General features: G+C 50.7%; 14 protein-coding genes. 4 read left to right on the top strand and 10 right to left on the bottom strand.

Features of this window, described 5'->3' with window-relative positions:
- Nucleotides 1-34 precede the first annotated feature (34 nt).
- From purS to DXT99_RS20975, 3 genes are read right to left on the bottom strand one after another with little or no spacing between them, the layout of a single operon-like run.
- Nucleotides 35-286, bottom strand: a complete 252-nt coding sequence (purS, locus tag DXT99_RS20985) for a phosphoribosylformylglycinamidine synthase subunit PurS (protein WP_115567550.1) — start codon at nt 284-286, stop codon at nt 35-37.
- Nucleotides 283-990: a CDP-diacylglycerol--serine O-phosphatidyltransferase gene (pssA, locus tag DXT99_RS20980; RefSeq protein ID WP_115567549.1), complete on the bottom strand. Its 708-nt coding sequence runs from the start codon at nt 988-990 to the stop codon at nt 283-285. The genes purS and pssA overlap by 4 nt, the downstream gene beginning before the upstream one ends.
- A gap of 27 nt (nt 991-1017) precedes the next feature.
- On the bottom strand, nt 1018-1653 hold the full coding sequence (locus DXT99_RS20975) for an MBL fold metallo-hydrolase (RefSeq protein WP_115567548.1): 636 nt from the start codon (nt 1651-1653) through the stop codon (nt 1018-1020).
- A 113-nt stretch (nt 1654-1766) separates the two neighbouring features.
- Here DXT99_RS20975 and DXT99_RS20970 point away from each other — a divergent pair, with 113 nt between their 5' ends.
- Genes DXT99_RS20970 through DXT99_RS20960 form a run of 3 tightly spaced genes read left to right on the top strand, consistent with a single transcriptional unit; the run spans nt 1767 to nt 7243 of the window.
- Entirely contained in the window at nt 1767-2840 is a 1074-nt protein-coding gene (locus DXT99_RS20970) for an NAD(P)/FAD-dependent oxidoreductase (RefSeq protein WP_115567547.1), read from the top strand.
- A gap of 19 nt (nt 2841-2859) precedes the next feature.
- Nucleotides 2860-6069, top strand: a complete 3210-nt coding sequence (locus tag DXT99_RS20965) for a hypothetical protein (protein ID WP_115567546.1) — start codon at nt 2860-2862, stop codon at nt 6067-6069.
- A 10-nt stretch (nt 6070-6079) separates the two neighbouring features.
- Nucleotides 6080-7243 (top strand): serine hydrolase domain-containing protein, encoded by a 1164-nt coding sequence (locus tag DXT99_RS20960; protein WP_115567545.1) that lies wholly within the window; start codon nt 6080-6082, stop codon nt 7241-7243.
- A 110-nt stretch (nt 7244-7353) separates the two neighbouring features.
- On the opposite strand, the gene purQ is transcribed toward DXT99_RS20960, so the two are convergent.
- Nucleotides 7354-8046 carry a phosphoribosylformylglycinamidine synthase subunit PurQ gene (gene purQ / locus DXT99_RS20955; RefSeq protein WP_115567544.1) on the bottom strand — a complete coding sequence of 231 codons (693 nt, stop codon included), beginning with the start codon at nt 8044-8046 and terminating at the stop codon, nt 7354-7356.
- 118 nt (nt 8047-8164) lie between these two features.
- On the opposite strand from purQ, the gene DXT99_RS20950 reads away from it, so the two are divergent.
- Entirely contained in the window at nt 8165-9046 is an 882-nt protein-coding gene (locus DXT99_RS20950; protein ID WP_115567543.1) for a YicC/YloC family endoribonuclease, read from the top strand.
- A 215-nt stretch (nt 9047-9261) separates the two neighbouring features.
- Here the strand turns inward: DXT99_RS20950 and DXT99_RS20945 are convergent, their stop codons facing one another.
- The 6 genes from DXT99_RS20945 to DXT99_RS20920 form a co-directional block, all read right to left on the bottom strand.
- A complete protein-coding gene (locus DXT99_RS20945; protein ID WP_220273427.1) occupies nt 9262-10533 on the bottom strand; it encodes a M28 family metallopeptidase in 1272 nt (423 codons plus the stop codon).
- A gap of 409 nt (nt 10534-10942) precedes the next feature.
- Nucleotides 10943-11278, bottom strand: coding sequence for a VanZ family protein (locus DXT99_RS20940; protein ID WP_246000896.1), 336 nt, complete (start codon nt 11276-11278; stop codon nt 10943-10945).
- Between the two features lie 61 nt (nt 11279-11339).
- The gene (gene gcvH / locus DXT99_RS20935; protein WP_115567542.1) at nt 11340-11720 is read right to left on the bottom strand and encodes a glycine cleavage system protein GcvH; all 381 of its coding nucleotides are present in this window, start codon (nt 11718-11720) and stop codon (nt 11340-11342) included.
- A gap of 58 nt (nt 11721-11778) precedes the next feature.
- On the bottom strand, nt 11779-18972 hold the full coding sequence (gene sov / locus DXT99_RS20930) for a T9SS outer membrane translocon Sov/SprA (RefSeq protein ID WP_246000894.1): 7194 nt from the start codon (nt 18970-18972) through the stop codon (nt 11779-11781).
- Nucleotides 18973-18988: 16 nt separating this feature from the next.
- Nucleotides 18989-19579: a Holliday junction branch migration protein RuvA gene (gene ruvA, locus DXT99_RS20925; RefSeq protein ID WP_115567541.1), complete on the bottom strand. Its 591-nt coding sequence runs from the start codon at nt 19577-19579 to the stop codon at nt 18989-18991.
- Complete coding sequence (locus DXT99_RS20920; RefSeq protein ID WP_181885207.1) at nt 19580-21853, bottom strand: NADP-dependent malic enzyme; 2274 nt, start codon at nt 21851-21853, stop codon at nt 19580-19582. It abuts the gene before it with no gap.
- Nucleotide 21854: the final 1 nt, after the last annotated feature.

Here is a 21854-nt window from a genome sequence, read left to right as displayed (position 1 = left end):
ATATACGGCTAATTTATTGTACTTCAGCTATGTGCTACGCCTGCTTCAGCTCATAAGTGAAAGACTCCATGATCAGGTTAGCCAACAGCTTATTGCAAGCTTTCTCCACTTTTTCACGGGCTATCTCTTCTGTTTCCGCTTCTAACTGCAGTGTAATATGCTTGCCAATGCGCACGTCATCCACCTGATCCAAGCCTAAATGCTCCAGGCCCAGTAATACGGCTTTGCCTTGTGGGTCTAACAGTTCCGGACGAGGCATTATATCAATTTCAGCAACAAATTTCATGATGAGTGTGAGGTTTTTTTGATGAAAGACAAAAGTACATACAGCACTATAATTAGTGGTATGGCTGCGAATTTAAGAAGAGCCAGTAAGATAACCGACAAACCTATGAAAATAAACCGCAGGGAATTGTCCTGCCAGCTCAGGTTTGTGAACTTAAGGGCAAACAAAGGCAACTCCGCCACCAGCAGGAACGAGAGCAGCACGGTAAGCACCAGCAGTACCCAGGGGTTCAGGATAACTTCGGAATGCGTTAAGGTGCCGTGCTCCAGAATGAGCGGCAGTGATGCCACAAACAGGGTGCAGGCCGGTGTGGGTAACCCGATAAACGAGGTGGTCTGGCGGGTGTCGATATTAAACTTGGCCAGGCGCAGCGCCGAGAAAACCGTGATCAGAAAACCAAAGAAAGCCACCACGTCCGCCGATATACCAAACAAAGTAGCGTCGGATCTTTGCAACAGAATAAACATAATGGTGCCGGGCACTACACCAAAAGACACCATGTCGGCCAGCGAGTCCAGTTGCTTCCCGATCTCTGAATAAGCCTTCATAACGCGGGCCACCATGCCATCGAGGTAATCGAATACAGCGGCTAAACCTACCAGGTAGGCAGCGGTAACCAGTTCGCCATGAAAAGCAAAATACAGCGCCAGGCAGCCTGAAAACAGGTTAAGGCAGGTAATGGCGTTAGGGATGTGTTTCATCATATAAGGGTGCAAGGGCAGCCACCGGGGCTACCGCAGAAAGGGGTTGTTGTTGCGTTCGTGCCCGATGGTAGTTTCTGGTCCGTGGCCGGGGTAAACAGTTACCTCATCAGGCAGCGCAAAAAGTTTAGATTTTATACTGTTTATCAGTGTTTCATGATTGCCACCAGGCAAATCGGTGCGGCCAATGCTGTTCTGGAACAGCACATCGCCTCCGATGCAGATTTTTTCCGGGCCGTTGTAAAATACCACATGCCCCGGCGCATGACCAGGCGTAAACAGCACCTGCAGTTCTGTTTCGCCGAAGGTCACCACATCGCCTTCCTGCAGGAAGGCAGTTGGCAACACCTCCTCGTACATCTGAAAGCCATAAGAGGGGGCATAGGCCGGTATAGCACGCAGTGTCTGCTCATCGTCAGGGTGAATCTCCAGCCCCACCTTGTAAGTGTCAGCCACAAACTTATTGCCCAGCACGTGGTCTATATGGCAGTGGGTGTTTAAGAGGCGCACCACTTTCAGCCCGTTCTCTTCTATGTAGTTTTTTAGCTGCTCGCGCTCCTGCTTTTCATAGCAGCCCGGGTCAATTACCACGCATTCGTTTTTGTCGTCGTGCAGGATATAAGTGTTTTCCTGGAATGGATTAAAAGTAAGGCAGGTAACTTTCATAGTTTTTAGGTTTGAGAGCTTGTTTAAATTCTGTTTTTGCAAACGCTGACGGGCGAGCGCAAAATCAGCTTCTAAGTTACAAATTTCACCTGTACATCTCGTAACTTGGCCTGATGAAATACGATTTTATCCTTGTAGGGCATGGTTTGGCCGGAGCCATCCTAAGCTATACCTTACGCAAGCGCGGCCATCGGGTGTTGGTAATTGATGAGCCGAGGCCCAGCGGAGCCTCGCGGGTAGCCGCCGGTTTGCTGAACCCTATTGCCGGCAAGCGCTTCGCCAAGTCGTGGCTGGCAGATGAATTTATACCCGCCGCCGATGCTTTTTACGATGAACTGGAGGCGCATTTCGGTCGGGAGCTCTTTATACATAAGCCTATCTATAAAATCTTCTCTTCTATAGAGGAGCAAAACACCTGGATGGCCAAAAGCGCCAGCGAGGGATGGAATGATTTTATCCTGGCCACCCATACACAGAGTATTAATAATCCCTCCATACAGGACCCATACGGCGGCATCATGATTGGCAGGGGCGGCAACCTGCTGGTAGAGGACATGCTGGACCTGCTCACAGAAGAACTACTGGCCCAGGGGCTGCTACGGCCGGAGCGATTTGACATGGAGGAGCTGCAACTTACGGAGCATGGGGTGAGGTATAAGGAAGAAGAAGCTGACCACCTGGTTTTTTGTGAGGGATTTCAGGTCGTAAACAACCCATATTTCAAATGGTTGCCTATTCATCCTACTAAAGGAGAGGTGCTGGAGGTGGAGGCAGAGAATTTTAACCCGGAATGCATCTATAACAAAGGTGTTTACGTTGTTCCGATAGGGGGAAGCCGATTCAAGGTAGGCGCCACCTATAACTGGCGGCAGCCGGACGAGCAGCCAAGCCCGGAAGGGCAGCAGGAGCTTGCAGAGCGCTTTAGCCAGATTACCTCACAGCACTTTAGCATGATACACCACCAGGCGGGCATCAGGCCTGCTGTTCGCGACCGGAAACCGTTGGCTGGCAGGCACCCGCAGTACCCGCAGTTGAGTGTCTTTAACGGCATGGGATCTAAAGGTGTGCAGATGGCGCCTTACCTAGCGCAACAATTTGCGGCAGCGCTGGCCGGAGAGGGAGAGGTGATGCCGGACATACGAATATCACGTTATTTATCGTTATATTACGACTATATAAAACACTAAAACCATCAACTTTAAGCGCATGCGTTTTTCTATAAGGCTTTTGTTGCTGTTTGTGCTCTGCTCATGGATGGGTAATGCCCTGCAGGCGCAGCCAAACCGCGATCCCTTCGGTAAAAGCCGGATCCAATATAAGAATTTCGACTGGAAGCTCTACAGCACCCAGAACTTTAACGTCTACTTTTACCAGGGTGGGCAGGAGACAGCCAAGAATGCTGCGGAGTATGCCGAGAAAGAGTTACGGCGGGTGACCAGCCTCATTGGCTATTACCCTTACTCCAAAATTACGCTCATCCTGTATAACTCCCCTACAGACCTGCTCCAGAGCAACATCGGCCTGAACAGCGACCAGTACCAGACCGGTGGCGAAACGCTCTTTATGAAAAGCAAGATAGAGCTGGCCTATGAAGGAACCCAGACTGAATTCAAAACCGACCTGAGTTATGAGCTGACGGAGCTGCTGATGAACGACATGATGTATGGCGGTAGTCTGAAAGAGGCCCTCCAGAGCAGTTACCTGCTGCGCCTGCCGGAGTGGTTCATCAGCGGAGTGGCCGCTTACACAGCAGAAGGCTGGAGCATTGAGATGGACAATTACATGCGCAACATGCTGCAAAACCAGCAGCAGGAAAGGCGCCGCCCTGAAAAACTCTTCGCCATCAACCCGGAACTTACCGGGCAGTCTGTCTGGAACTACATCGCCGAGCGCTACGGCTATACGGCCATCCAGAACATCCTGAACCTGACCCGCATCACCCGTGATGTGGAAATAGGAATAACCAGCAGCCTTAACATCCCTTACAACCGCTTCCTGCAGGATTGGTACAACTACTATATACAGATAAACACGGGTGCCGGCGGCGAGTTGGTGGCATTGCAGGACGATAAAAAGCTGTTCAAAAAGAACAAAGAAGGCCATTATTACGGGGAGCCGGTGCTGAACCCAAATGGCACCCTGCTGGCTTATGTGAAAAACGACAACGGCATCTTTAAAATATTTGTGCAGGATGTGCGCAGCAAAAAAGACCGTATGGTATGGCGTGCCGGCTACAAGAGCAGAGATCAGAAGGTAGATTACAAGACGCCGGTGCTGGCATGGCGTTCTAACACGCAACTTGGTTTTGTAGAGGCCAGGCGGGGTAAGATGATGCTGCGCCAGGTAGATGCCCGGGATCGCTTCTCTATCATTCCTTTTGTGGAGAACCTGACAACCCAGGGCACTGTGCTGGAGCCATTCTCGCAGGTGCGCAGCATGAGCTATTCCGAGGACGGGCAGAACATTGTGGTAAGTGCTGTCCGCAACGGCCAGACAGACCTGTTTCTGCTACGTGCCAATGGCCGCCTGCAGCAGCAGCTTACAAACGACATTTTTGATGACCTGAGTCCTACTTTCCTCCGGAACAATGCGGGTATAGCCTTCAGCTCCAACCGATGGGTGGATACAACAGGCAATGCAGCTGCTCCCAGCTTCGGCAGCGTGGTAAACAACTACGATATTTTCCTGCTGCAGCAGCAAGGCCCTGATGCCGATATCCGGCAACTGACAACTTCTATTGCCAGTGAACTACAGCCAAAGGCAACTCAGGATGGTAACCTGATTTACCTGAGTGAGCAAAGCGGTATCCGTAGCCTTTATCGCTATGATCTTGCTACAGGTGCCAGTAGCCCGGTTACAAACTTTGTACAGGGTATAGAGGAGTATGATTATGTGCCCTCGACAAACGTGCTGGCTGTGGTTGCCAAAGATGAGTCGCGCAACTTTGTGTACCTGTTGCCGGATTTCTCGCCTACCTCGCTGGCAGAACTGCCTAAAACATCGCGGCAGATCATCCTGGAAACCCGTGCCCGCACAGCTCAGAATGCAACGTCTAATGTGCGTAAGATTGTAGAAGAAGACAATAATACTGTTACCAGGAGAAGTAGCCCAAGTCGCAAGACAGGCGAAGTAGACATTGATAACTACGAGTTTGATAATGAAGCTGCTGAGGAAGAAGTGGAGCCGCAACAGGCGCCAGTACGCAGAGCCACTGCCGCCAGGCCTTTACAGATGCTGGGACCACTGGACTATGACCTGCGCTTTAGCGTGCAGGAAATCGTGACTTCGGTGCACGCCGACCCACTGCTGGGTTTTGGCTTTGTAGGCGGTGTAAACATGAGCGACCTCTTCGAGAACCACCACATCCGGGGTACTGCCTTCCTGCGTACCGATTTGGAAACGAGTAATTTCTGGGCAGAGTACATGAACCTGAAGAACCGTGTAGATATTGGCGTGCAGTTTGAGCGCAAAACCTTGGTCGGAGGCCTTCTGAATTCGCCTGGTTCGGAGGTACGCTTTGCGAAAAACGAAGTATCCCCAGTCATAGAGTACCCGCTCAGCCACAGCACCAGCTTACGTGTTATGCCGAAGCTGGTAAGCACCCGCTTCACCTACTTAACCGACTTTTTTGTGCCGGATACCCTTGAAAATCTCTGGGGCGGTAACGTGGAGATGGTGTACGACAACAGCGTAAGAACCGGTATTAATATGCTGGAGGGCACTCGTCTGAAGATAGGCTTGCTATCGCTGAAGGGTCTTGAAGGCTCACAGGGTAATTTCAGTAAGTTGTATGTTGATTTCAGAAATTACCTTAAAATTCACCGGCAGATTGTTTTTGCCACGCGCATCAGCTATGGGGCTTTCTTCGGTAACTCTACCAAGCAGTTCCTGATTGGAGGAATGGATAACTGGCTGCTGGCAGATGAAGATGAAAGCGCAGAATTGAATGACGTAGAGATCAGCTCTCCTGCAGACTTATTTTACCTGGAGTACATCACACCGTTGCGCGGCTTCAACTTTAATGTGCGCAGTGGTAACCGCCACCTGCTGGCCAATGCAGAGTTGCGGGTGCCTATTGTACAATACCTGTACAACGGGCCAATTGCTTCAGGCTTCTTCCGTAACCTGCAGTTGGTTGGCTTTGCTGATGCTGGCTCTGCCTATGATGGTGATAACCCCTTCTCAGGAAACAACTCTATCAACACCCGAGTGATTGGTGGCGTTATCAGCCCGACAGAGCGTGATAATTTTGAAATTGAAGTTATCAACTACCGAAATCCGTTCCTGGTAGGGTATGGCGTGGGTGCGCGCACTACGGTATTAGGGGTTTATGGAAAGCTCGATGTAGCATGGGGCGAGGCGGAAGATCACCGCACAGGTCCTAAATTCTACATCACCCTGGGCTACGACTTCTAAAACGCATTCTATGAGCCGAAAAGGCAGACGTTATGGTTTCGGGGCCTTACTATTGCTGGTGTTGTTTGCGGCCTGGGTTCACATGGCTGACAAGAACTACGTGTACCGGGCCATCTACTATAACTTAGCGGATATAGACGATAACACCATCTTTGAGCAGCGGGAGATAGAGGCGCCGCCAATGGCGCAGCCATGGCCATTAGCGGTGGACTATAATAAACTCTCGTCTCCTGCAGAATTGGAGCGCCTGCACGAGGAACTGCGCTCCGTGGCTTTCCTGATAGTACAACACGACTCTATTCTTTTCGAGCAATACTGGGATGGCTACTCTGATGAATCGTTGAGTAATTCTTTCTCAATGGCTAAAAGCATCGTGAGCATGCTGGTCGGGATAGCCATAAAAGAAGGAAAAATTGAAAGTGTGGAGCAGCCGGTGGGGGATTTTCTGCCGGAATTCAGAGAAGGAGACAAATCTAAAATCAGAATCAGGCATTTGCTCTGGATGAGTTCCGGCCTCAACTGGGATGAATCATATATCAACCCTTTCTCCATGACCACCGAAAGCTACTACGGCACCAACCTGAGAAAAGTGATTGACAGGCTGGAGGCTGTAGAAGAGCCAGGACGGCAGTATACTTACAAAAGCGGCGATACGCAGGTGTTAGGCTTTGTGCTGCAGGCAGCCACGGGCAAAAGCCTGAGTGCATTTGCAGAAGAAAAGCTGTGGAAACCAATTGGTGCCGCGCATGATGCTGAGTGGAGCGTGGATACACCTGAAGGCATAGAGAAAGCCTACTGCTGCTTCTTCTCCAACGCCCGCGACTTTGCCCGCCTCGGCAGATTGTACCTGCACAATGGCCTCTGGAACGGTGACACGCTCATACCTCCTGCCTATGTAGAGGCTTCGCTTACGCCAAATGGTCTTCCAAAAGCAAAAGACGGCAAAAAAGTAAATTTTTATGGCTACCACTGGTGGCTGATGCCAGACTATAAAGGGCAGGATGTTTTTTATGCGCGCGGTATTTTAGGCCAGTATATTATTGTGATACCTGAAAAGGATCTTGTAATCGTGCGTCTCGGGAAGGAGCGGGATGAAGTAGTCGGCAATCATCCCAATGATGTTAAAGTTATTATTGATGCTGTTAACAAGATGCTGAGCTCAACCCAGGCCTAAGTCTGCTCCTGTTCCGCTACATTGATAACACCGATACTTTAACCTCAAAATAACAAGCCCCGCCTGCGATGCGCAGACGGGGCTTGTTAAATACGGTATCTTGGCGGCGGCTATGCGTTCACCAATTCTAAAATAGATTCGAAAATGGCGCGGCCATCCGTGTTGCCTAACTCTGGGTCTACAGCACGCTCCGGGTGTGGCATCATGCCAAATACATTCTTTTTATCGTTGCTCACACCGGCAATGTTCAGTAAACTGCCGTTGATGTTATAGATTTCACCTGTGTCAGAGGCATTGCTGCAGTACTCAAACATGATCTGGTCATTGTCCTGCAAAGCTTTCAGCGTGTTTTCATCAGCATAGTAGCGGCCTTCGCCGTGTGCCACAGGTATTTTATACGCCTTATTTACATCCAGCAGGCGCGTAGGCAGCAGGTTGGTTGTTACAGGTTTAATGTATACGTTCTCGCAGATAAACTTTTGGTTTATGTTGCGCAGTAAAGCACCTGGAAGCAAACCCGCCTCTGTCAGAATCTGGAAACCGTTGCAGATGCCCATTACGTAGCCTCCACGGTTAGCGTGCTGAATGACCTCCTGCATAATAGGAGAGAAGCGTGAAATTGCACCGGAGCGCAGGTAATCTCCGTAGGAGAAACCACCCGGAAGGAGAATAAAATCACAGCCTTGCAAATCGTGGTCTTTGTGCCACAGTTTTACAACTTCTTGTTGCATGCCCGTACTGATGGCATCTACAAGGTCTTGGTCGCAGTTGGACCCTGGAAAAACGACTACACCAAATTTCATAGTGCAAAGTTAAACAATTTATAATAGGCAACATACATTAAACCACCTTTCGTGGCGCAGGGGAAGCAAGATTGGATAATTTTAGTTAATTTGCGATAGATACTAATACAAGTAGCTTATGTTGCAGTCTATGACAGGCTTTGGGAGTGCACGTCTTGATGCCGACCAATATTCCATTTCTATAGAGATCCGGTCACTGAACTCTAAAAGCATGGACCTCAGTGTGCGCATTCCGAAGGTAATATCAGACCATGAGTATGATATCCGGAATATGGTGCAGAAGGCTTTGGTGCGTGGGAAAGTCGGTGTTAATATCGAACTTTCGAAGAATAAGGCGCAGAAGGCGAAGAACACCATCAACAAAGAGTTGCTACAGACTTACTATAACGAGCTGAGCGAGACAGCCGACATGGTAGGCGCTTCGAAGAACGACTTGTTCCGGCTGGCGCTGCACATGCCGGAGGTATTGCAGCAGGAGCAGGAGGACGAAGAAACAACGGAAGCTGACTGGAGCAAAGTACAACCGCTGCTGGAGGAGGCGCTCCAAAACATTAATGCCTTCCGTAGCGATGAAGGCAAGGCACTGACAGCCGAAATTATGTCTTATATTGATAGGATAAGGATTCTGCTGGCAGAAGTGGATAAGCACGATCCGGTGCGTATGGAAAACATCCGTAGCCGCATTCGTGGGCATATGACGGAGCTTGCCGTTTCAGAGCATTTCGACCAGAACCGCTTTGAGCAGGAAATGGTGTATTACATTGAGAAGCTTGATATTGCCGAGGAAAAGGTGCGACTGGTCAATCACCTGCATTATTTTACTGAAACAGTATACCTGCCGGAGCCAACAGGCAAAAAACTAAACTTCATTGCCCAGGAGATCGGCCGGGAGATTAATACCATCGGTTCTAAAGCCAACGATTCCGTTATACAGCACCACGTGGTGGAGATGAAAGAAGAACTGGAGAAGATTAAAGAGCAGATAAACAATATTCTATAAGTTAGAGTAAAGTGCAAGAGCGCCTGCTGCTGATATGTCCAGCAGCAGGCGCTCTTATTTTATCTCAATGCAGGGAGAGGGAGAGAAGGAATCAGAAAGACAAAGAGGCGAGACGCCTCCATATACCGCACACTCGCCGGAGGCGAGCGAGGGCAGGGATCAAGATTTGGTTATCCTGCCAATCCTGAAATTCTGAGAATCCTGATTCTGACAACTTACTCCTGCAACTCTCCAGCGAAATCTACAAGCAGTTGGAATACATCTTCAAACTCCGTGAGCGGCAGTTGGGAGGCATAATCCCTGGTGTTATGGTAGGCGGCGGTGCCTCCCAGGGTATAGAAGAAAAAGGCTGGAACACCTTTTTCGGAGAAAGGATAATGGTCTGAGTTGGCGGCTTTGCCACGGCTCCTGATCTGTGGAAGATACTGGTGCTGTTCGTTCAGCTGCTGTAACAGGTTGAATTCCTGCTCATGTACCTTGCCGTTTACCACCATCATTCCTTCGGAGCCGGTGCCCAGCAGGTCGAGGTTCACAAGAAAGCGGATCTGGGGCAGCGGAAACAGCGGATTTTCGGTGTAGTAGAACGAGCCTAGCAGGCCTGCTTCCTCTGCAGCAAAGGCAATAAAAGCAATGCTGTAAGCGGGCCTGTTCTGTGGCAGGCTATAATATCCTGCCAGCTCCAGCAGCATAGCCGTGCCGCTGGCATTGTCATTTGCCCCGGGAAAGTATACGTCCTTGCCCTGCCCGCCTAGGTGGTCGTAGTGGGCGGAGAAAACGAGAAAGGAGTCTGGCTGGGTACTGCCTTTTATATAGCCGATTACATTCTGCGCCTCATGCTGTGGCTTTAGCTGCGCTTTCACTTCAAACGTAAGGCTTTTGGCGTTCTTCGGCCATGCCGCTTCCAGCACCTCCAGCACCGGTAGCGGTGCCTGCTGCGAAGCCACCGACGTAAGCAGTGCCTTTGGATGTAGTATAACATGTACTTTGGCCTGCTGCAATTTCTGCAGGTAAGGTGGCGAAAGTTTACTTAGCTGCTGTTGGTCCTGCTGCCTGAACACAACAGCCTTTCCTTTAAAGTTCTGCTTGAAAAACTGACGTGCGGCGGCGGCATCTGTAAAGATGGTGCTGTCCAGTGTCAGCACATCGGCTCTGCCCTTGCCGGAAGCGGAGGCTGCATTGGCTACAAAGTCTATCCCGGGTTTTAACACCTGCGCTGCAACCTGAAGCTGCAGTGTTTCCGCTATGGTGTTTACCGGAAAACGGAATGACTGAAAGTATGACTCTCCCAACGGTTGAAGCCCCATCTGCCTGAACCTGTTCTGGATATAGCTGGCAGCCTTGGCATCGCCTTCCTGTATATAGCCACGGCCGTGCATGGTAGCGGAGCTAAGGGTGTCAATTGTCTGGCGCACGCGAGGCATGTCTTGTGCAAAGACAGCCGTTGCTGCAGGGCACAGCAGCAAGAGCAGAGTGTACAGTCGCTTCATCTCTTAAAGATAAGACTTCAGGAATGGCACACAAAACCTTTGCTTAGGACAAAGGAAGAAGGATGATAGATGTAAGGTTTGATGTTTCGCAGTACCTGCCCGGGTTTTGAGTCCCAGCGGGACGACCTGTTGATAGCCTAATGGTTCCTAAGGACCCTAAGCTCCAGCGGAGCGGCCTGTAAATCTACCTTAAACAGGCCGCTCCGCTGGAGCTTGAATGGATGTAGAATTCATTCTATCAACAGGTCGTCCCGCTGGGACTTATTATTTAGTATTGATTAGGGCTTAAACAGTATGATTCTCTATGTTGCAGGAGGAGGACTGAAGCAGGATGTGCTTTTCTTTTAGGTTCGCATTAACTGTAGCAGAGGGAAAGAAGGGAGGAACTCCTAGACTTAGCGCCAGAAGTTTACCAAACGTAAACCCACTTAAAGAGCACAATACCTATCAGGCAGCCGAGCGTGTTGCATAACACATCAACGATGTCTCCATGTCGGCCGGGAATAAAGAAATGCTGCATCAGCTCCACAAAGATACCAAACAGGGTACTTATAAAAAGGGCATACCGGATGGGGTAGTGCTTCAGCTTTAAGAGCGTAAACTGCTTTGCAAACCCGACAATCATCAGGAAAGTTAGGACGCAGAATAAGAAAACGTGGGCAAAGGAATCGATGGAGAACAAATCCCACCAGACAGAGACAGTGGGCAGGGAAGAAGAGGGCAGCAGTGTTGTTAGCAGTATCACTGCTGCCCACATTATTGTAAAAAGGTTGTATCGGAGTATCAAGTACTGCTACGGGTTGTGCTTACTGACCGATTACTTCACGATAACCTTCTGCGCTGAGCAAGCCGTCAATCTGGCTGGCGTCGTCCACAGACATCCTGATGATCCAGCCGTCGCCGTAAGGGTCAGAGTTTACGAGCTCCGGGCTGTTCTCCAGCTTCTCATTAAACTCAAGCACGGTGCCGCTTAATGGGCTGAACAGGTCAGAAACTGTTTTCACAGCCTCCACTGTACCAAACACGTCTTCCTGGTTTATCTGCTTGTCTACAGTGTCTATGTCTACATATACAATGTCACCTAACTCACTCTGGGCAAAATCAGTGATGCCTACAATGGCTACATCGCCCTCAATGCGGATCCACTCGTGGTCTTTGGTGTACTTTAGGTTATCAGGTAAGTTCATGAATTATGTAAATATTAATTTTTCTCAAAATTACGGTCTTTTTCGCAATGCTAAAATATTATTGCAAATTAACTCGTAGCTGCACACCACCCTCGGTTACGCTGTTGCGGAAAGAGGTTGAAATTTTCGGATCTGAAACGCTGCGCAGCACATAGAACTGCAGGTTCACACGCTGGCTCAGCACGTAATCTACTGTTGGGCGCAGCTGCAGCTGGCGTGTTCCGTTCGTTATCTGGTTCTGGCTGCGCTCTACTCCTTCATTGTCAGTTGTGATAGCCCGCTGCACTGTCTGGTTTTCGCGCACCGATAAATCCAGGCGCATGGTCAGCTCATTCTCCAGTACCCTTCGCTGGCCACCGATTTTGAACGGTATACGGAAGTTGCTGGTGGCATAGCCAAATCCAACCACATAGTCTTTCACATTTGTCTCCGTTACCTGTGCATTTGTCAGGTTCAGCGAGAGGTTGCGCTCAATTTTATACTCCAGGCGGCCTGTAAGGTTTGTCTTTGTCCGGAAGTTAATGCCCAATAGCGGTGCCAGGCGCTCCATTACCGTTAGCTGGCTTACCAGATAATATGGCTCAATCCTGCCAAATTCGTTTAACTGTGTCGGGAACCCGCCTGGCTCCTGGTTATAAGCCAGTGAGGTGGTGAAGTTCGTAATGTTATAGCTGGAGTTATAAGCATGGGAAAGGCTGATCTGGCTGAACCATTGCTGGAAGAGAGGTAGCCGCTCCAAACCGTTATAATCAATGCGCCAGTTCGGGATTGGCAGGCGACCAAACGGGCTTTTTTCTGCCCTGGCCTCGTACCCGCTAATGTCGCGCCCCTGGTAGGCGTAAAGGAATGACTTCATGAGTACCTCCTGCGAGTTAAGCGAATAGGATGAGTCACTGGCTTCTGCATTGGCCATCGTCAGTTTATCGCGCACGTCGTATCGGTTACGCACAAAGCTGTTAAAGGCTTCTGACGTACCGTCTCCCGTTGACTCGAACAAGGTACCCAGCGCCATAAAGGAAGTGCTGAAGGAGCCTGACGTGAACGGGTTCTGGCGCTGGTCTGTCGCGCTGATGTCGCCGAAATCATCTGTCTCCTTTCTGTAAAACACTTCCTCAATCACAGATTTGGTGCGGCGTGCATCCAACTGTACGTTAAAGTTAGGGAACGGCTCCAGGTTGGCGCGTGCCGTAAAGGTTTCTGTATTAACGGCGCTGAATGGCGTGTTCAGGTACTGGCTGCTGTCGGTGTACCAGCCACTCGTATGTGCCCGGTTATACAGCTCATCCAGGTCATACTGCTTGCCGAGTATAAACGGAAGGCCCGGTGCCTCAAAGGCATCATCAAAACCAAAGAACCGGGAGGCAGGCAGGTAGCCTGGCAACATAGAACCACGGTTTTCCAGATAAGCTACATTCAGTGAGCGGGTCATCATCAACACTCTTGCCAGCGACTTGAGTAGCTTCCGGTCCGGCTGCGGCTTCTGGGCTGTTGTGTCGTTGGCAGCCGGTGCTGCTCCCGGTCTGGTCGGGGTCGGTGAATTAACTTCTTTCAGGAACCTGACCTTGTTGTACAGCTTCACCATATCGATTTTACCGTTAACGCTAAGTTCCGTGTTGTTCTCGGCCGTGTTACCCAGCTTGAAGTCAGCAGCCTGGTTTAGCGCTGTGGAGCCAGCCGTCCAGATATAGGTTGCGGCATAGCGGGTCTCAGCATCCACCCAGTCCGTGAGCGGGAACTTATCGAAAGGCAGCTTATAATTCAGCGCTACCATTTGGTTGAAGTTGGTATTACGGCCACCGCGCAAGAGGTTATCCCGGATAATCCTGTTCTTGTACTGCAGGGAATCTATCTCGCCGTCGATACGGGCATCCGGCTCATCCACCACTGCCCGGTTTGTCGCCACATAGTCCAGCGACAGGCTCTTGGTCAGGTCCCAGCGCATGTCATAGATGCGGTTAAAATAAAAGTACTTCTGAAACACCGGGGCAATTCCGCGTGTCGTAACAAAGCGCGTAGCCGGATCAGGGCGCTGCAGGAACCTTTCGTTGTAGAAGCGGTTCAAATCAGCCCGAACGGCAAAACGGCTTGGCACCAGCGAAAAGTTGAAGTCTTTTATCAGGCGCAGGTACGGTGACCTGAGTGCTTCTGTGTTCGCGAATGGCGTGTAGCTTCTTGGCGTGTTGTTATAAGCGTAGGCCACTCCTGCTGTATAGGTCTTGCTAAAGTCACGGTCTGTTTCGATGTTGGTGAACAGGCGTTCTGCATAAGAGTAGGAGAAGGAGAAGTTCTCTATATCATACAGGCGCACTTTTGCCTCCGTGTCTATCCGTTCTTTTCGTACGTTTAGCAGGCTTATACTTTTTCTGGTCTCCCGGGTAGTCACTTCTTTCTTGTAAGCATCCCGCTGTTCGGGTGTTTCCAGTTTTGTCAGCGATTGCTCCAGCGGCACATCTTTATCCAGTGGGTCAAACTGAGGTTCGCTGTTCAGGGCACCGTACTGTAAGGTTAACGGAATCCTTACCCCCCACTTCTCCGGCAGGAATTTATCCATCACCACATTGGCAGTTACATCGAACAGGGCTGTGTTCTCGCGGGCACGCTGGGCAAGCTTTTGCTGCAGGCCACCAAAACCTACGGTGGTATAGGCGCCTGTGGCCGTGATATTGGCAAAGTCTGCCAGCTTCGTGTTCAGTCGCGCATTACCGGCCCAGCCTGACTGGTTACGGAAGTCCGTTACACGCAGTTCATCCGCCCAGATACAAACAGATTGCGGGCGCCCGTCTTCGTTTGGCTGGCGCGGGTTACGCACCCCAATCATAATGCCTTCTACTTCGCTGAAGTCAGGGTTACCGACTACGCGTATCATTTTACCTCCCTCTAAGATCACCTCATACGGCATGTAGATCGGGCGGTCTCCTGCCAGCCTGTTACGCTCTGCTTTGGCATCCACAAACGCCTGAAGGGCTATCTCTATCTGGTTTTCTGCCGGCCAGATGGCACTTTCTGTTTTGCTGCCCGGCGGTGTGATTTTCAACGGCACCACATACTCGTAGTAGTTCTGGGTAAAGTCGGTGCCTATACGGATAAACGCCTGCACGTCACCGTCTCTGGTGGCGGGGTCGCTTGACTCAGCGTGTAGGAACATCTTCAGCTGCTTGTAGATGAGCATATCCAAAGAGATGTTCTTGAAAACTGCCTTCGAGAAAGAATCTTTCAGGTCTTCCACACACAGTTGCAACGACTGTTCATTCTGGCGGCGGTCGTTGGTGGAGGTATAGTCACGAAGGCGGTTAATGCCTGGAGGTACTGTATATGGAATATCCTGGGAACCTTCCACCAACTGCCCGTTCTCTTCAATGTTTACGGTAGACACGGTAAAGTTGCGGGCATCGTCGGTACAGGTAAGGCAAGGGCTCCCGTCTGTAATCGGCTGGTTAAACTTACGCCATTGGTTGGCCACGAACTGGAACTGCGCAAAGCGGAGCACTACCGGGTCAGCAAACTGGGTCAGGTACATGCGCATAAACCGGATAGACTTAAAGCCGCTGATGCCGCCTACTGCGTTTGTTGGCTGTCGCACCGGAATCCGGAACTGGTACCAGGTTACCTGATCCCCATGGATTTCGCGGGTAACACGATCCACAATGAAATTGCGGCCTACTTCCAGTTGCTCAGAATTCAGGTTTATCTTGTATTCGTAGTACTGTTCCAGGTCGTTGATAACATTGTCGCGGTTCAGGTCTTCCTTGTCGGGGAAGGCATAATTTGAGAAACGGCTGTTTTCAGGAGAGTTGTTCTCCATACCGTTGAAGTTCTTGTAGCGGGCCAGGATACCGGCGTTCTGCTGATTATAGCTTTCGTCGAGGTGGTGGAGGAAATTATCTGCCGAAGGGTCGTCCAGCACCATCTGCGGCGGTGCTCCCGGTATCTGATTCAAGAAGCTGTTCTGGAAGTATGCTGCCTCACCTGCATCGCTCAAACCATCTAAACCAATATCCTGAAATTGCCGGCCTCCGGGCACACCTGTAAAGGCATCGGTCAGAAACTGCTGCTGCGTTACAAGGCCCCAGGTGGTTTCCAGCAGGTTCTGTTCATCGGTAGGAGAGGTAGGCAAGCCGTTTTCGAAGGCATACTGGTTGTCCCGCAGGATGTCCTCTGAAACACTTCCAAGGTTCAGTACCAGTTCACCGCCTTCGTTGTTTACTATCTCATTCCCCGCTGCGTCTTTGCGGCCGTTCGGCCCTGTAATGAACGGATCCATGAGCCAGAACTCTACATACTCAATATTGGCATTGTCGAAGTCTGTGTCAAAAGATATTTCCCTGCTGATACCGCCCCAGTTGTTGCGCGGGTCATCTGCTAAGAGACCCTGCGGCGTCAGGTTTGGGTTGTAGTTATACTGTCCCCGCTCCCGTGGGTAGTAGGCCAGGTCAAAGGTGTATTCAAAGGTATTGGAAACCTCCGCATCACGACCCGGGAACACTTCCTGGCGCCGTACGCCGCGTACATAATGGTTTTCCAAGTCTTTATCCGTAATGTTGGATGGCTTCAGGTTGTCTCTGTTGCGGTAGAAGATCTGGTCAATGGTATACCAGGCTAATTTGGCGCGGTTATAGGAATAGGCCAGGCCCGCTCCCGGCACAAGCGGAGCAGGTGTGGCAGCCAGCCGCCAATTGTTATTGCTAAATCCGCCGAGGTTATAAGGTGTCTCGGCTCCCTCGAAGTCATCGATGTAGGAGGCACCGTCTTCGTTGGCGTTAGACTTCGACTTGGCAGGTACCAGTTGGGCGAACTCACCACTAAAGGTAACCAGAGACGGTACTTTGGTGTCGATCAGCGGAATCGCGTCTGTTAGCTTTGTCAGGAACCGGGACTCTTTCTGCAGGTTTACATCAAAGCCATAGATGGTATTGTTGGTAGGCTCGTCGCCAATGCTCACGCGGTTAATGAAGGCCTGCTCGTTTATGCTCAGTACCGTTGCCCCCAGGTTAATGTCGTCGCTCAGGCGGTAATCGAAGCGGGCGCCCAGCATGGTGCGGGGCTGTATGTTCAGGAGTTCAGCTTTCTCATAGGTCACGCGCAGGTCGTTTGCCGAGCTGATGTAGCTGGGGTTGAGAATTTTGATGCGGCCCATATCATAAAACACCTGGTAGTCTGTGCCCTCCTCCAGGCGGGTACCGCCGGAGTATACTGCCACAGAACCCTCTGCAATACGGAAGCCCGGCAGCATGATTTCGTCAGCGGATGAAGCCTGGAAACGGCCATTCAGGTAAAATTTGGCCTTCACGTTATTCTGCTGCGCGTCGGTCTGCGTCTGGTCATACAGTTCCTGGAACACATACCGCTCTATCAACTCGGGGCGGCCCGCCAGCTTTTCTGCCAGGTAATCGCCGAAGGGCTCTACCTGCGGAAAGTAGATACGGCCGGATTCCGGGTCAATGGTAATACCTGGCAGGAAGTCGAAGTTACCGTCGCTTGGCTTGTCGTTGTTCGTGTTGACATTGTCCAGGTTCAGGACCTCCACCAGCGGTATGTTCTGAATAGGGCTTGGTTCTTTCAGGCTGGTGATGTCTACGCCCGTCTCATCGTCTTTATAAACTATCTGCAACTGGAAGTTCTCCCGTGTTATCTGCGTGGCGTCCAGGCTGTAAACGTTTTTCATCATCAGGTCCCAGGTAGGGTATTCGAGGGAGGGGTTAGTAGCCCGCAGCAATTTCATATGGATAACCTGCTCTGCATCCAGGTTCTGGTAATCATCCATCAGTTCTCCCACCTGGTAGGTTTTGCCGTTATAGGTATACTCAAACGCCACCCCCAGCACCTGGTCTGGCAGGAGCACGGTGTTCAGCGAGATATAGCCTAACTGCGGGTTGAACTTATACTCCCGGGCATCCAGCCTGCGGGCGCGCACATGCTCAAAGTCAATTCCTTTCTGGAGGCCGAGGCTGTTCAGGTAAGTATCTACCTGCGAACTGTTACGGGCGGTGTTGTTACGGGCAATCTGGCTGTACAGGGTGTTTACTGCGTTGTCGGCAGGTGCTGTGGGTGGTCTGGTGCCTTCAAACTGATCACGGAAAGGATCAGCCTCGCCCAGGTCCATATAAGCCACCATGTTGCGCAGGTTCTCTGTAGAGCGGTTGCTGTTGGTTACATATAACTCAATGCGGCGGATAACGATGCCGGAGTTCACCAGCGGCAGGTTTCGCAAAGTCTGGTCATAGCGGCCCCTGAAGAACTGCGACAGGAAGAAGTGACGGTTGTTGTCATACTCATCTACCCGGATAGAAAAGGGCCTGTTCTGGGCACCGTTCTGTACTACCACCTCATCGTTTGTGCCCCGCACACTGGACGCAATCGTGGTAACACCCAGGCGGCCGAACTGCAACTGGGTTTTAATACCAAACAGGTTCTGGGCACCCATAATCAGGGAGTTGTTGAGCGGCAGGCTCACGTTACCTGCCTCTACCTTGCGCACAATTTCTTCCTCATAGCCGGTATAATCCAACTTCATGTTATTCTCAAAGTCGAAGTTGGCGTTGTTGTCCCAGTTAAAGTTCAGGCGCATTTTATCCCCTATCTTACCTACCAGGTTCAGGGAGATGTTCTGCTCAAAATCAAAGTCGCCGGTGCGCTGCTGGCTGAGTGGAATAGTCGGGTTCTCGTTGCGGTTAAAGCGTGCGCCAAATTTAAGGGATACGTTACCGTTGGGCTGAATATCCACGTAGTTGCCACCGAAAATCCGGTCGAACACCGGGCTTATATATAGCTTTGGAATGAGGCGACTGCTGCTGACCACGCTCTCGCCATCCAGGCCGGCAGACTTGGCGCGCCAGTAGTTGCGGATGGCCTCGCGTTGCTGCCACTCCGAGTACTCCTTCAGGCTCATTGATGATGGTGGCCGGTAGTTCACATCACCCATAGTTTCGGTGATGTTGTATAGCCCCAGGCTATCGTCCAATTCCACGTTTAACTGCACATTGCCGGGCTGGCCCAGTAGCAGGGGGGAGGAACTGGACCGGGTACTGAACGGATTTCCATACCTGTCGGCAGGCACAAACGTGGGCTTCCGGCTCGGTATGTACTGCACCTTGGAGGTGTCTGTCTTCACCGTGTCCTGGAGCGGGAGGTTATTAAGAATAGTTAATCTGAATCTATTGGTAGAGCGCAACTCTTCTGCCTGTGACCACCAGCCCAGCATAGAAATAGTGGCAACCGCCAGAAGCAGGTTACTTTTTTTACTTTTCCAGATCAAAATTGGATATATGCTCTTATGAAGACTTCAACGCAAACTTAATCAACTCCTCTACGCTCAGATTCCCGCCTTCGCGTTTCACGATAGCGTCAAGCGTTTTCTCAGCCACGTTCTTCGCAAATCCTAAGGTTACTAATGCAGATAACGCTTCGGAACGGTTCATATTGTGTGCCGCAACAGGCACTCCGGCATCCGATATCATGGCCTCTTTCCTGACTTTATCTTTTAGCTCCAGAATGATACGTTGCGCCGTTTTGGCCCCAATCCCCTTCACCTGCTGAATGGTCCGCACATCCTCTCTCGCAATGGCCTGCTGCACTTCCTCCACAGACAAAGAAGACAGGATCATGAGCCCCGTATTGGGGCCCACGCCTGAAATAGATATCAAAAGCAGAAACAATTCCTTTTCGGCCGCTGTGGTAAAACCAAAGAGCGTATGTGCATCTTCCTTTATGTGCAGGTGCGTATGCAGCTTACAGCGCTCACTGGCTGGCAGCGAAGAGTATGTGTTCAGCGAAACTTTTATCTGGTAACCTACGCCCCCTACGTCTATAATGACATAAGTCGGGTCTTTGTGCGTTAGTTTGCCATCAATATAGGCTATCATCTATAGGTGTTGGTTATTGTAGTTCTGGGCATCCACAACGGCGATGGACACAATATTCACGATTTCGCGGATAGAAGAGCCTAACTGTAGAATATGTACCGGTTTGCGCATCCCCATCAGTACCGGACCGATTACCTCAGCGCCCCCAATCTCCTGCAGCACTTTGTAAGCAATATTGCCGGAAGCCAGGTCCGGGAATACCAGGGTATTGGCGCCTTTCTCAGCCAACTCGCTGAACGGGTAATGCTCGCGGAGCAGGTTGCGGTTCAGGGCTGTATTCGCCTGCATTTCACCATCTAGCAGAAGCTCAGGGTAGCGTTGCTTTGCCTTTCGTACAGCCTCTGCTGCTTTGTTTGGCACGTCCCCGCGTACTGATCCAAAGTTAGAGTAAGACAGCATGGCCACGCGCGGCTCTGTGTCGAAAAACTTAACGGTACGGGCTGTTAAACCAATAATGTCAACCAGTTCATCAGCAGTTGGGTTCAGGTTTACAGTGGTATCCGCAAAGAAGAAAGGCTCCCGCTGGCTCAGGATAATGTACATACCTGCCACCTTGTTTACTCCTTCTTCCACACCTACTACCTGCAGTGCCGGTAAAATAGTCTTGGAGTAATCGCGGGTAAGACCGGAGATCAGCGCATCTGCCTCGCCATTGTTCAGCATCATACTACCAAAGTAGTTGCGGTCGCGCATCAGGCGCTTGGCGTCGAACAGGGTCAGGCCCTTTCGTTGACGCTTCTCATATAGTAACTGACCGTATTCCTCCCGTCTGGCATCTTCCTGGTACGTATCCATGATCTTTACCCCTTGCAGGTCCATTTTATGCTCTGCAATGATGGCCTCTATGGTTTCGCGGTTACCCAGCAGTATTGGATTAGCAATGCGCTGCTCTTTTACAATCTGGGCCGCCTTCAGGATCTTGTAGTTGTCGGCCTCCGTAAACACAACTGTCTTCGGGTCTTTCTTCGCCTGGTTTATGATGCGGGTCATCAGCTTCTGATCGATTCCGATGCGTTCCTTTAGCTCCTGCTCATACGCCTCCCAGTCGCTGATAGGGTGCTTGGCCACACCACTGTCCATAGCTGCTTTCGCCACTGCCGGTGATATGGTGGTAATCAGGCGTGTGTCCAGGGGTTTTGGAATAAGGTAAGTGCGACCGAAGTTAATGGTGGTGTCACTGTATGCTTTCAGTACCACATCAGGCACGGGCTCTTTGGCTAAATTGGCCAGCGCATGTACAGCGGCCAGTTTCATTTCCTCGTTTATCTCTGTGGCACGCACATCAAGGGCTCCTCTGAAAATGTAAGGGAAGCCCAGCACGTTGTTTACCTGGTTAGGATGGTCTGAACGGCCTGTGGCCATAATCAAATCATCGCGCGTAGACATTGCCACATTGTAAGGGATCTCCGGATCAGGATTAGCCAGCGCAAAAATAATCGGGTCAGCTGCCATCGTCTTCACCAACTCCGGTGCCAGCACATTGCCCGCTGAAAGTCCTACAAATACATCAGCATCTTTCATGGCTTCTGCAAGTGTTCTTACTTTGCGCGTGGTCACGAACTGTGCCTTGTATATATCCAGGTCATCACGGTCTGGGTGCACGACACCTTCTCTGTCCAACATCACCATGTTGTCCATCTTCATGCCGAGGGCTACATAGAGTTTGGCACAGGCAATAGCGGCGGCGCCGGCGCCATTCATCACCACCTTTATCTCCTCTATTTTCTTTCCTGTCAGCTCAAGGGCATTCAGAAGAGCCGCTGCAGAGATGATGGCCGTGCCATGCTGGTCATCGTGCATCAGCGGAATATTCATCTGCTCTTTCAGGGCTACCTCTATCTTAAAACTCTCCGGCGCCCTGATGTCTTCCAGGTTAATGCCGCCAAACGTTGGCTCCAGTGATTTTACGATGCGGATAAACTCATCTGGGTCGGTACAGTCTATCTCTATATCAAATACATCAATGCCTGCAAACTTCTTGAAGAGTACGCCTTTCCCTTCCATTACCGGCTTAGACGCGTCCGGTCCGATATTGCCCAATCCTAATACTGCCGTTCCATTAGAGATGACACCAACGAGGTTGCCTTTGGCCGTATACTTATATACATTTTCCTTATCTGCATGAATTTCTTTGCATGGTTCCGCAACGCCAGGGGAGTAGGCCAGTGCCAAATCATGCTGGGTGCTTAGCATCTTGGTTGGTACTACCTCAATTTTCCCGGGTTTGCCGTCCATGTGATAGTTGAGTGCGTCCTCTCTGTTTACTTTGATCATA

Source organism: Pontibacter diazotrophicus (assembly GCF_003367245.1).
Lineage (GTDB): Bacteria > Bacteroidota > Bacteroidia > Cytophagales > Hymenobacteraceae > Pontibacter > Pontibacter diazotrophicus.
This window is presented reverse-complemented; position numbering and strand designations above follow the sequence as displayed.